General features: G+C 61.9%; 13 protein-coding genes. 5 read left to right on the top strand and 8 right to left on the bottom strand.

The window, feature by feature from the left end; translation table 11 throughout:
* Window positions 1-57 precede the first annotated feature (57 nt).
* The 3 genes from O148_RS15895 to O148_RS15890 all read right to left on the bottom strand — a co-directional run bounded on the left by O148_RS15895 (window position 58) and on the right by O148_RS15890 (window position 2,604).
* Complete coding sequence (locus O148_RS15895; RefSeq protein ID WP_051620055.1) at window positions 58-1,041, bottom strand: SPFH domain-containing protein; 984 nt, start codon at window positions 1,039-1,041, stop codon at window positions 58-60.
* A 32-nt stretch (window positions 1,042-1,073) separates the two neighbouring features.
* Window positions 1,074-1,547 carry an NfeD family protein gene (locus O148_RS0109185; RefSeq protein ID WP_026530668.1) on the bottom strand — a complete coding sequence of 158 codons (474 nt, stop codon included), beginning with the start codon at window positions 1,545-1,547 and terminating at the stop codon, window positions 1,074-1,076.
* A gap of 133 nt (window positions 1,548-1,680) precedes the next feature.
* Window positions 1,681-2,604 (bottom strand): putative RNA methyltransferase, encoded by a 924-nt coding sequence (locus O148_RS15890; protein ID WP_051620054.1) that lies wholly within the window; start codon window positions 2,602-2,604, stop codon window positions 1,681-1,683.
* 53 nt (window positions 2,605-2,657) lie between these two features.
* Between O148_RS15890 and O148_RS0109175 the strand changes: the two genes are divergently transcribed.
* Window positions 2,658-4,721: a S9 family peptidase gene (locus O148_RS0109175; RefSeq protein ID WP_026530667.1), complete on the top strand. Its 2,064-nt coding sequence runs from the start codon at window positions 2,658-2,660 to the stop codon at window positions 4,719-4,721.
* A 104-nt stretch (window positions 4,722-4,825) separates the two neighbouring features.
* Here the strand turns inward: O148_RS0109175 and O148_RS0109170 are convergent, their stop codons facing one another.
* Window positions 4,826-5,497, bottom strand: coding sequence for a peptide deformylase (locus O148_RS0109170; RefSeq protein WP_026530666.1), 672 nt, complete (start codon window positions 5,495-5,497; stop codon window positions 4,826-4,828).
* Window positions 5,498-5,601: 104 nt separating this feature from the next.
* Between O148_RS0109170 and O148_RS0109165 the strand changes: the two genes are divergently transcribed.
* Window positions 5,602-7,986 (top strand): ATP-binding cassette domain-containing protein, encoded by a 2,385-nt coding sequence (locus tag O148_RS0109165; RefSeq protein WP_051620052.1) that lies wholly within the window; start codon window positions 5,602-5,604, stop codon window positions 7,984-7,986.
* A 125-nt stretch (window positions 7,987-8,111) separates the two neighbouring features.
* Here O148_RS0109165 and O148_RS15885 read toward each other — a convergent pair whose 3' ends face one another.
* The 4 genes from O148_RS15885 to O148_RS15875 form a co-directional block, all read right to left on the bottom strand.
* A complete protein-coding gene (locus O148_RS15885; RefSeq protein ID WP_035745649.1) occupies window positions 8,112-8,366 on the bottom strand; it encodes a hypothetical protein in 255 nt (84 codons plus the stop codon).
* 131 nt (window positions 8,367-8,497) lie between these two features.
* Window positions 8,498-9,067: a GNAT family N-acetyltransferase gene (locus O148_RS15880; protein ID WP_075204336.1), complete on the bottom strand. Its 570-nt coding sequence runs from the start codon at window positions 9,065-9,067 to the stop codon at window positions 8,498-8,500.
* Window positions 9,068-9,069: 2 nt separating this feature from the next.
* On the bottom strand, window positions 9,070-9,384 hold the full coding sequence (locus O148_RS0109150; protein ID WP_026530664.1) for a DUF1905 domain-containing protein: 315 nt from the start codon (window positions 9,382-9,384) through the stop codon (window positions 9,070-9,072).
* A gap of 65 nt (window positions 9,385-9,449) precedes the next feature.
* Window positions 9,450-10,496: a DUF2332 domain-containing protein gene (locus O148_RS15875; protein WP_035745647.1), complete on the bottom strand. Its 1,047-nt coding sequence runs from the start codon at window positions 10,494-10,496 to the stop codon at window positions 9,450-9,452.
* A 55-nt stretch (window positions 10,497-10,551) separates the two neighbouring features.
* Between O148_RS15875 and O148_RS15870 the strand changes: the two genes are divergently transcribed.
* From O148_RS15870 to O148_RS0109130, 3 genes are read left to right on the top strand one after another with little or no spacing between them, the layout of a single operon-like run.
* Entirely contained in the window at window positions 10,552-10,938 is a 387-nt protein-coding gene (locus tag O148_RS15870) for a DUF3054 domain-containing protein (RefSeq protein ID WP_035745694.1), read from the top strand.
* 10 nt (window positions 10,939-10,948) lie between these two features.
* Window positions 10,949-11,230: an Lrp/AsnC family transcriptional regulator gene (locus tag O148_RS0109135; RefSeq protein WP_026530663.1), complete on the top strand. Its 282-nt coding sequence runs from the start codon at window positions 10,949-10,951 to the stop codon at window positions 11,228-11,230.
* A 2-nt stretch (window positions 11,231-11,232) separates the two neighbouring features.
* Window positions 11,233-12,003, top strand: a complete 771-nt coding sequence (locus tag O148_RS0109130) for a copper homeostasis protein CutC (RefSeq protein ID WP_026530662.1) — start codon at window positions 11,233-11,235, stop codon at window positions 12,001-12,003.
* The last annotated feature ends 28 nt before the right edge of the window (window positions 12,004-12,031 follow it).

Genomic DNA, 12,031 nt, shown 5'->3' with positions numbered 1-12,031 from the left:
GACGTGGGAGTCCGCGGTATGCCGGGGGAGCGGGGTACAGGTTTGCTCTATAAAGAGTTACGGGGTTGTGTCCCCGGGCGCTCCGGAGGCACTCGATCCGCCGGGCGCACCGGACGCCCCGGCACCCGTACCAAACAGTCCGGACGCGCTGGCGGTTTCCTTGACGTCGCCCAGCGCGCTGCCGATGCCCTTGAGCGCCTCGCCGACCTCGCTGGGGATGATCCACAACTTGTTCGATGTGCCCTCGGCCAGTTTCGGCAGGGTCTGCAGGTACTGGTACGCCAACAGCTTCTGATCCGGATTCCCCTGATGAATCGCGTCAAAGACCTTGCCGATCGCCTGCGCTTCACCATCGGCGCGCAGAATCGCGGCCTTCGCGTCACCCTCAGCCTTCAAGATCGCGGACTGCCGTTCACCCTCGGCGGTCAGAATCTGCGACTGCTTGGTACCTTCAGCGGTCAGAATCGCGGCGCGGCGGTCACGCTCGGCACGCATCTGCTTCTCCATCGAATCCTGGATCGACAGTGGCGGATCGATCGCCTTGAGCTCCACGCGGGACACGCGAATGCCCCATTTGCTCGTGGCCTCATCCAGCACGCCACGCAACTGACCGTTAATCTGATCGCGCGAGGTCAGCGCCTCTTCCAAGTTCAAACCGCCGACCACGTTACGCAGCGTGGTGGTGGTCAGCTGCTCCACAGCCTGAATGTAGTTCGCAATCTCATAGGTTGCCGCCCGCGGGTCGGTCACCTGAAAGTACACGACGGTGTCGATGGACACCACGAGGTTATCCTCAGTAATCACCGGCTGCGGCGGGAAGGAGACAACCTGCTCGCGCAAATCCAACAGCGGCAACAACCGGTCCACGAAAGGAATCAAAATGTTGAGCCCAGGAGTCAGCGTGCGCTGATACTTGCCCAAGCGCTCCACCACGCCCGCCCGCGCCTGCGGCACAATCCGGATCGCCCGGACCAGCACAATGACCACGAAGAGCACTATGACAATCAAAAGTATCCATAAAATCGCTTGGCCTACTGGCATGGTTCCCCTTTGTTAGGTGTGATTCTCAGTTGCTATTTGCCAAATTCGGTGGTGGTCGCCGGACGCGTCGACACAATCGCGATGGCCCCGTCAATGCGGGTCACGAGCACCTTTTCGCCCACGCTAATTGCGGTCCCGTCTTCGCTGCGCGCGCTCCAGGTATCGCCCTCGATCTTCACCGTCCCGGTCACCGAATCGACCGGTTCGATCGTGAGCGCGCTCTCGCCAATGAGCCGGTCGGCGTTGGTACGCAGCTCCGGGTCATTTTTGTGCATTTGCCGCAGCGCAATGGGGCGCACCACAAAAATCATCACGAGCGAGACCACCGCAGCGACCACAAATTGCAGTGGGAAGGGCACACCAAACAAGGACACGATGAGACCGGACAGCGCGCCCACGGACATCATGATGAAAATCAGATCGAGCGTGAGCATTTCGACGCCCGCCAGAACAAGGACCAGCACCAGCCACAGCGCCCATCCGTTTTGTACAAGCCAATCGAGCATTCTCATCCTCCGCAATCGCGGCCGTGCCGCGCAATTTTCGTCGTTCTTTCAATCTATCCGTTTTCGCGGCGCCGGTGGGGTGAATTTCGGCAACAGTTTCATTACTTGCGCGCCTCAGCTCTCGGCTGGCTTGCTATGAGGTACGACGGCGTTGCGCACCTATCAGCCTCACGTCCAGGTGGACTTCGGTCACCGGGGCAAAGACCGTGTGCACCTGTTCACGGGTGTGTTCGAGTGTGCGGTGAAAGGCCATCGGCCCCATTTGTATGAGGTCGACGAGGGCCGCGCGGTCCAGCTCCATCGCTCCCGTAATGCTCTCCTCGAGAAGCACGTTGAACCCCGCGGCATCCAGATCGGTGCGCAGTTTTGCGATCTTGTCATGTGCGAGGTCGAGGGCAAGCCCGTTCTCACGGAGTTCGCGCAAGTGATTTTCGCCGGGGATCCCGATGATCAAGAGGCCGTCCTCATGAAGAATGCGAGCGGTCTCAGCCAGGTTTCGCGGCGCAAAGACGCTGAGCGCCACGGCAAAAGAGCGATCCCTAAAAGGGAGTGGCCGCCACAGGTCCCACACAATGGCGGTATCGGCCGGGCGGCGGGCGCGGAATCGCTTGAGCGCGGGAACCGAGAGGTCGAGCCCGGTACCGTTCACCGCGTAGTCCGGGACCAGGCGCTGCGCGATGCCATCGAGGTAGTAGCCGGTGCCGGCCCCGAGATCCACGATCTCCAGAGTGGTGCCGCCCGATGCCCGAGAATCGCCACCGGCGCGCTCCGCCGCGGTGCCACCATCGGCTCCCGCGGCAAGCCGGGTGCGGATGAACCGGGCTGCGTGCTCGAGGAACGGCTCGTAGTGGCCGCGGGCGAGGAAGGCGTCCCGATGACTGAGCATCGCCGCAGTATCGGATTGCAGTTTCGTGGCAGCACCCACCATGAGATTCAGGTATCCCTGCTTCGCGAGATCGAAATGGTGTCCGTTCGAGCAGTCGGCGCTCCGGGCGGGAAAGTCGATGCCAAGCGGTGCACCGCAGTGCGGGCACGTGAGGTGGGTCAGGGAGGGCATGCTGAATAGTTTAGGTGTTCCCGCTACCGGGTCTGGGTGCTTGAATGGTTCTCATGCGCCCAGACCAATTGGAACTCCTGACGGCCTTGACCGCCCCCAGTGTTCTCCCCGGAACCGACACCATCGCCTTTGCCACCTCGACACCATCCTTTGACACCGACGGGTATCGCGGATTTGTGTACACCGTGACGGCCACCGAACCGGAAGTCCCGGATCAGCCGAGTGCGCCGCGCCGGTGGACCCGGCAGGAAAGCGATCGCCACCCGGTGTTTTCACCCGATGGGTCAATGCTTGCCTTCACCCGGTTGGTGGATGGCAAGCCGCAAATATTTATTGCCCCGGTGAATGGTGGTGAACCCTGGCAGGTGACCGATCGCCAGTTGGGCGTGTCCGAGTTCGCTTTTTCACCGGATTCCGCTCAGTTAGCCTTTGTCAGTCGCGAACCGGAAGACGGTCGCTACGGGGAGACCGAGGGCGTGGATTCGAGGCACGAGGACCCGCGCGTGATTACGGCCAACAAATACCAGGAGAACGGACTCGGCTACGCACTTGACCGCCCCGGGCAGGTTTTTGTTGTCGACGTCTCGCCCGAAGGTTTAGAGCCCCGGGCCGAGCTCACCGGCCGGGCCAAAAAGGCGCAGTCGGCTCGCGAGCGCGAAGAGGCGCACGAACACCCGGCCGATGTGCCCCGGCCACGGCGCATTCACCCCACCGGTCGGTCGCAGAGTTCGCCGCGGTTCAGCGCCGATAGTAGCGGCGTGTACCTGGTGACCACCGTCGCCGACGATTGGGACTCCACCCTGGAGGCGACCATCGTTTTCGTTCCGCTTTCGGGGGATGACGTGCACCCGGTGACCAACCGCCAGGGGCCGGTGGAATCGACAGGTACTCCGTGGCCCAGCGCGGATGGCACGACTCTTTTCTATCTCGCGCAGAGCCTGGGGGAATCGGGAACCGATTTCGTGGCGCGGCAACCCGTCTTGATGGCACAACCGGTCGGCGGAGGCGCCCCTGTGCGGCTGACCGACCCCGATCTGGATTACGTGGCGGCGATTCTGGATGAATCCAGCGACGGCGGGCTGCTCTTCACGCTTTGGGAACGCGGCCAGCACATCCTTTACCGCGCCCGGCCCGACTCTTCCGGGAGCACTTCCTTTAGCATCGAGAAACTGAGCGAACCAGATATCAGCGTGGAGGGCGCCGCGTTCATCGATCCGGACCGCATTGCCCTGACCTATCGGAGCGGGCACACCCACGGCGACATTGGGATCCTATCGACCAGGGACACGAACCCTCGCGCCGTGCGTGCGCTCACCGATTATTCCGGCCGCCTGCGCAACGAAAGCACCGTGATCACGCCGCTTACTCTCGAGGCACGTAGCGCGGACGGCTACCCCATTCACGGTTGGGTTCTGGCCCCGAAGGGGGAGGGGCCGCACCCGGTGCTCCTCAATATCCATGGCGGACCGTTCCATGCCTATGACGCCAACTACTTTGATGAAGCACAGGTGTACGCCGAGGCTGGCTATGCCGTGGTCATGTGCAACCCGCGCGGTTCGGCCAGCTACGGCCGTGATCACGGGCTCGCCATCAAGGACGGGTTTGGAACCGTGGACCAGGATGATGTGCTCGCGTTTCTTGACCACACCCTGAGCTTGCCGAACCTTGACGACACTCGGGTCGGGATCATGGGCGGCTCTTATGGCGGCTACCTCACCGCGTGGATCCTGAGTAAAACCGACCGATTCGCGGCAGCCATTGTCGAGCGCGGGTTCTTGGAACCGCACAGCTTTCAAGGGACCTCGGACATCGGCTGGTTCTTCGGGGACGAATACGTGGGCGTAGCGGACACCGACATCGCGCGGCAAAGCCCCATGGAACATGCCGACAAGGTGAGCACACCCACCATGGTGATCCACTCCGAAGACGACCTACGCTGCCCCTTGGAGCAGGGCCAGCGGTACTACACGAAGCTCAAGCGAGCCGGGGTAGCGACCGAGTTGGTGGTGTTCCCGGGCGAAAACCACGAGCTGACCCGCTCGGGCACCCCGTGGCATCGGCGGCGACGCTTTGAGATCGTTCTCGACTGGTTCGCGCGGTACTTGCCGGTGGGCTAAAAAGGAGGCATCGCCGTCGTTCATCCCACCCGCGTTTCGCATCCCGGTACCGCAAAAATTGACGCGTACGCGGCTCTGAAAACGCGGTACGGGGATGCGAAACGTCAGAAGCGCAGTGCGCGGGCGGCGTCGTCGATGGTGGGCTGGGCCCAGCGGGCGGCGTATTCTTCGCTCGTGGTGAGCGAGCGGGTGCGCATTTTGTCCACGTACACGGTGCCGTCGAGGTGATCGCATTCGTGTTGCATGATGCGTGCCTGCCAGCCGGTGTAGGTGGCGGTCATGGCCTGGCCACTGGGGGTGTCGAAGCTGACCTCAACCTCGCGCGGCCGCGCTACCACCCCTTGGAAACCGGTGAAGGAGAGGCAGCCCTCGTAAAACGCGACGGTGTCCTCGCTTGCCGGCTGGTATCGGGGGTTGATGAGCGCGGTGTAGGGTAGCGGGGCTCGCTCGCGGGCGTGGGCGATGTCCTCGGAAATGGGAAATTGGTCCTCCACCACCGCGATGCGAACTGGAACCCCGATTTGCGGTGCGGCGAGGCCCACGCCCGGGGCGGCGAGCATGGTGCGGCGCATGAGCGCAAGGAATGCGGCAAGTTCCTCGGCGCTGACTTGGCCGGCGAATCTCTCGGCGGGTTGGCGGAGGACCGGGTCGCCCATTTGGCGGATGGGGGCGATGAAGTCGGGGTCGAGCTCGGCCTGCTGGAGCAGGATCCTGATCGCGGAGGCGACATCGGCGCTCGGGCTGGTAGGGCTCGGTTCGGTTGGCAATTCGCTCACTTTTCGAGTGTACGGGCTGTAGGTTTGACGTCCTCGCTTCGATAGACTCATGGCGGCACGGCCCGACCGAACCGGGCGTTCTTGCGACGATTTTGAGGAGATCCATGGCTGAGCAGTCTTCCGGTGTGAGCGCCGCGTCTGGGACAAAGGCCGACAGTCACGAGCTGATCCGCGTACAGGGCGCGCGCGAGAACAACCTCAAGGACGTGTCGGTCGACATTCCTAAGCGCCGCTTGACGGTGTTTACCGGAGTGTCGGGGTCGGGGAAGAGCTCGTTGGTTTTTGACACCATCGCCGCCGAATCGCAACGCATGATCAATGAGACCTACAGTTCCTTTCTGCAAGGGTTCATGCCGTCCTTGGCGCGGCCGGATGTGGATGTGCTGGAGGGGCTGACCACGGCGATTCTGGTTGATCAGGAGCGGATGGGCGCCAATTCGAGGTCCACCTTGGGCACGGTCACCGATGTCAATGCGATGCTCAGGATCCTTTTCAGCCGGCTAGGTGAGCCGCACATCGGGTCTTCGAATGCGTTTTCCTTTAATGTGCCGTCCGTCTCCGGTGCGGGCGCGGTGACGCTGAGCAAGGGCGGGGAAACGGTCAAGGAACGGCGCGAATTTCACATCACCGGAGGCATGTGTCCGCGCTGCGAGGGGATGGGCTCGGTCACCGATGTGGACTTGAGCCAGGTTTTTGACGAGAACAAGAGTTTGCGCGAGGGTGCGATTACTGTTCCGGGGTACACGGCCGATGGCTGGGCCGTGCGGATCATTGCCGAATCGGGTTTTGTGCCCGGGGACAAGCCGATCAAGGATTTCACCAAGAAGCAACGCCAAGATTTCTTGTACAAGGACGCGACCAAGGTCAAAATCGGCAACACCAACATGACCTATGAGGGGCTGATTCCGCGCATCCAAAAGTCCATGCTGAGCAAGGATAAGGATGCGATGCAGCCGCACATTCGGGCGTTCGTGGAGCGTGCGGTCACCTACATCACCTGCCCGGAATGCGAGGGAACGCGCCTGAGCGAAGGTGCGCGGAAGTCCAAGATCCTGGGCAAGAGCATCGCCGATGCCTGCGCAATGCAGATCAGCGATCTCGCCGAGTGGGTCAAGACGATCGATGACCCGACAGTGGCGCCGCTGACGTCCGCGCTCGTGGAAACGCTGGATTCTTTTGTCGAGATAGGGCTGGGGTACTTGTCTTTGGACCGGCCGAGCGGAACTCTCTCCGGCGGCGAGGCGCAGCGCACCAAAATGATTCGACATTTAGGTTCCTCGCTGACCGACGTCACCTACGTCTTTGACGAGCCCACCATCGGCCTGCACCCGCACGACATTCAACGCATGAACACGCTCCTGTTGCGCCTGCGAGACAAGGGCAACACGGTGCTGGTTGTGGAGCACAAGCCGGAAATGATTCAGATCGCCGACCATGTGGTGGACCTCGGTCCGCGCGCCGGCACGCACGGCGGCGAGATTTGCTTCGAAGGCACGGTGGCGGATCTTCGCGCCAGCGGGACGTTGACCGGGCAGCACCTGGATGATCGAGCGTCCTTGAAAGATTCGGTGCGCCAACCCCAGGGTTCGCTGAAGGTGCGCGGCGCGTCCACGCACAATCTTCAAAACATTGACGTTGACGTGCCGATGGGCGTGTTGACCGTGATCACAGGGGTTGCCGGTTCGGGCAAGAGTTCGCTGGTTCAAGGCTCGATTGCCGGCCTGGATGGCGTCATTTCGGTGGATCAAACCGCGATTCGCGGTTCGCGGCGATCCAACCCCGCGACCTATACCGGTCTGCTGGAACCGATTCGTAAGGCGTTTGCGAAAGCGAATAACGTCAAACCGGCGCTCTTTTCTGCCAATTCTGAGGGCGCGTGCCCGGTGTGCAAGGGCGCCGGCGTGGTCTTTACCGAACTCGGGTTTATGGAGACGGTGTCCACGCCGTGCGAAGAGTGCGAAGGCACCGGGTTCCAGCCTGCAGTGCTGGAATACCGACTCGCGGGCAAGAACATTAGCGAGGTTCTCGCGATGACCGTCGATGACGCGCTGGAATTCTTCGGGGGAGGGGAGGCGAAGCTTGCTGCCGCCCACAAGATTCTGGGCTACCTGCAGGACGTGGGGCTCGGCTACTTGAGCATCGGACAGCCGCTCAACACGTTGTCCGGCGGCGAGCGTCAACGGCTCAAACTGGCGACGCATATGGGGGACAAGGGCGGAATTTTCATCCTGGATGAACCCACAACCGGGTTGCATTTAGCCGATGTCGATCAGTTGTTGGGCCTGCTGGACAAACTGGTGGATGCCGGCCGGACGGTGATCGTGATTGAGCATCACCAGGCGGTCATGGCTCATGCGGATTGGCTCATCGACATGGGCCCCGGTGCGGGGTACGACGGCGGTCGGATAGTTTTCGAGGGAACGCCGCGTGATTTGGTGGCTGGCAAGGCGACGCTCACCGGCAAACACTTGGCAGATTATGTCAAGTAAACCCGCTAGCCCGCCACACCCCACAATCGACTGTGCAGAACACGCACGCGACACGCCGTTAAAACGTGCATTATCTGCACAGTCGATTTCGAGTGTGCAGCGCTTCGGGCGCCGACGTATCGTGCCTAGACGATTTTGATTGTTCCCACCGGCTGGTAAGCCGAATCCATGAGCTCGTGTGTCATTTGTTCACCGAGATCTACCTGGTTTATTGCTCCGGCCCAATAGCGAAGAATTCTGCCGGCTTCATCGGCAGGCGGCGCTGGCAGTTTGTCAAGATCGATTTCTAGGACGAGTTTCACCTTGGGCACCAACTTCCTTGTCACGGCGGCGCGTTCAACGCGATTGTCCGCGTACCACGGCGCACACTCGATTTCCATTGTGCAGTAATTGCACGGTTTAACGGCGTGTCGCGTGCGTGTTCTGCACAGTCGATGTGAGCACAGTCGGCGGGAGCACAGTCGGCGGGAGCACAGTCGATTTGTGGCGCCGATAATGTACATTATGTCAACTAGAGTTTATCTGGTCCCGGGCTTGAGTGCGGTGCCGCTTCCCCGCTAACGTGCGCTCGCGCTTCGCGGAGCGTAAGTAACGAATTGCCATGCTCGGTGGTTGTGAGGATCTGGTCGGTGGTGTGAAAGCCGAGTTTGTGAAGGACGCGGCGAGATGCGAGGTTCCAGTCCCAGACGGTTGCCCACAGCCGTGACATGCCTATCGAGTCAGCCCAGGCAATGATCTCGGATGCCGCCTCGGTCGCGAATCCGTGCCCCTGGAACTCTTGGAGAATCTCGAACGCAAGTTCTGGTTCTTCTAGTCCGTCCATACTATTTTCGACCAGCCCGCAATACCCCAAAACACCGCCAGTAGCCTTGAGCTCGACGGCGTAGAGCTTCCACCAGACCATTTCCTGGATGTGAATGCGTTCGGCGATGTCTGACACGCTGGGGCGACCATGTTCGTCAACCTGGCGATGTAATGGAACGCGATGATCTCGCTCCCGCCACAGTTCCCGAAACACGACAGCATCCTGCGCACGCTGCGCCCGAAGAATTAACCGCTTGGAGAGAAACTCATCGGGCATCCTCACGTCGCTGCCACACCTTTGCTCCGCTTGAGCGTCACCGTCGCGTCAACCACGTCACCTAATTCGATACCGAGCTGCCTGCGCACCCGCACCCTGAGGGGAATAACGTAGGACCCCTCGTACGGCATCAGCGCGGTTTCAAAGATCTGTCCGGTCACCTCGACATCGGCATAAAAACAGCCCCAACCGTAACTCCACTCGGGAATCTCCGACGCGATCTGCTCCCCCACGTCCTGCGGGAAGAGACCGAAATAAAACGGCGCGGGGCCGCGCCATTCGATCACCGGAACGCGGCTAGAAAACGTGGGGCCCATGATGCTCCTAAGATCATTGCGCACGGTGCGCGCTCGCTCTGAACGAGTTAAACGAACGGTACCTGTCAGGCTACGCCCCGAACCCACGTCTGTAACGGTTCAAAGCTCTCGCCGTGCGGTCCGGTCAGCGCAACGGGCACACCGTTGAGAGCCATCACAAAGCGACCGCCAACCTGTGCGCGCTGCTCGTCGGTCAGTCGCTCTCGCACTGAACGCACCACATCCGGACCCTCATTGCTCAGCCACACCGTGTTGGGCCGCACCACCTGAATCCGTCCCACCGCGTCGAAAAAGCGCTCACGATCAGACTCCGTGAGATACGCCAGAACGGCCGAATGGAACAAGATCACTCTCAAGCCGTGCGGAATGCGGGACACCACCGCTTCGACCTCGTCCACAAGCGACCCTTTGACCATATCCACGGGATGAGACCGAGCAACGGCGAGAGCCGCATCCAACCGCTCACGACGCTCTGCATGCTCGGGCCATACCAGCGCCCGAAGCCAGCTCCGAGTATCCGGATCGGCAGGATTCAACGGGTTCAGATCAATCCCGCCGCGCCAGGCCACCTCGGGCAACCGCCTGAGCACATGGCTCAGACTGGATATCCGACACTTATTCACTACCGCACTATTTCCGACAACCGGGGCGAGAGCAACCGACTCTCCCCCGTCGACCCAGTACTCGTATCCGTACAAATCCGGATACAAACACAATCCAGCCGACGCGCCCACCTCGAGCAACGCCACCGGCCCGTCAAAGGAGGCAATCAACGGCAAAAAGGTAGCGCAACGCCCCGCCTCGTTGGTTTGCGTGGACCGGGCCAGCATTTCGGCCCGGATCGACTCCCACTGAGCGAGCACCGCCGCACGAAACTCCGCATACGGCACCCCTACCGACAGATCGTCCACCCCTGCCACCAGCCGCGCCGCCCCGAAAAGCAGGTTGGGTTGCCGCTTGGCGACCGGTAAAGAATTCAGAAGGGCAAGCACCTCGGCGTCCTCCCCCACGCCCTCTGCCCAGTCCGCAAGGGTATCCGATGACCCGCGCGCTTGGTTCCTCGCGAAGGAAAGGTAATTTCCCGCCGTCGTACTTTCGTCTAGCCCGTGCATGCGAACCCGCTTCCCGTCACCCTAAACTGGAGGGGTGCCTGTGAAGAATCGTCTCATGTGTCTGAGCATCGACGCCCTTGCCGTCCTCATTTTCGCCACCATCGGCCGCCAAAGCCACGAACGCGGACTGTCCATACTCGGCATCCTGGCCACCGCCGCGCCCTTCCTTATCGCCCTCGCGACCGTCAGCCTGGTGCTCTGGATTCTTCCCGGCACGCGCTCCCGGGACGTCCACGAACTTTTCCCCAGCGGAGTCGCCATCTGGCTTGTAACCTTCGCCGGCGGCCTCGCGCTGCGGGTGGCGTTTGGCGGAACCGCCGCGCTCGCCTTCCAGATTGTGGCCGCCGTGTCGCTGGCGATCCTGTTGATCGGTTGGCGGCTCGCCTGGGCGCTCCGCCAACGCCGACGCAAACTCCGCGAAGCACCGGCAACCAACGGATAGGATTGGCCACATGGTGACCGCATTTGTACACATTCGTACCGCTCAAAATCGCATTCCGGAAACAGCGCAGGAAATTTCGGAGATCCCCGGCATTTCCGAGGTGTACTCGGTAACCGGAGAATGGGACCTCATTGCCATTGCCCGCGTCGCCAATCACGAAGAATTCGCCACGGTAATTGCGGACCGGCTATCCAAGGTCGAGGGCGTGGAAGGAACCACCACTCAGATCGCTTTTCAAGCGTTTTCCCAAGTCGACCTGGACGCGGCGTTCTCCTTGGGGTTGGACGGCTAACAGTGGCCGGTCCGATCGCCGTCGAACTCGCGATCCAAAGCGCCTTCGGTGCCTCGCTCGCCAATGACCATCGCCTGACCAGCATCGAGGTTGCTCCGGGACTCGCGCTCGGCGGACTGACCCCGTCCCCCGGGCTCGTCCTGGAGTGTCTGCGCCTCTCAACCGGAACCCGGGTGAACGTGCTGATACGTCCGCGGCAAGGCGGGTTTGTCTACACCGAACCCGAGAAATCAACGATGCTGGCGGATCTCGAGTGGCTCACCGATGCCGTCCGCAGCACTCCCGGCGCGCCCGCGGGCATCGTTATCGGGGCGCTCACCGAGTCCGGCGAACCGGACGCTCCGTTCCTCCGCGAGATTCTGGCCCGCGTCGACGGCATTCCGGTGACCTTCCACCGCGCGATTGATCAGTGCGAGTACCCCGTTGACGCCGCGCGCGCACTTGCCGACCTCGGGGTCGCTCGGATTTTGAGTTCGGGCGGCGCGAGTGAAGCCGGGCAGGGCATCGGCGTGCTGGCGTCGATGCAAGAGGCGGCACCCGAGGTTGAGATTGCCGCCGGCGGGGGCCTCAAGATCGCGGACATCCCCGCGCTCGTCGACGCGGGGATCCAGAGTGTGCACCTTTCCGCGAAGGAGTGGACACCGGGGGTGGCCACCGGCGTGTCCCTGGGTGCTGCGGACGCTGGAGGCGACAACGGATACTTTGAAACCTCCCCCACGCAGGTCGCCCAGTTGATCGAAACCGCGCAAAGCTACGGGATTCGCCGCGGATAGTTTGCGCGCTTTCCCACCCATATGGGTA

It is taken from the genome of Haematomicrobium sanguinis DSM 21259 (genome assembly GCF_000688395.1).
In the GTDB taxonomy this organism is placed as follows: domain Bacteria; phylum Actinomycetota; class Actinomycetes; order Actinomycetales; family Micrococcaceae; genus Haematomicrobium; species Haematomicrobium sanguinis.
Note: the sequence above shows the minus strand (reverse complement) of the source record. Positions and strands in the feature narration are given on the sequence as shown.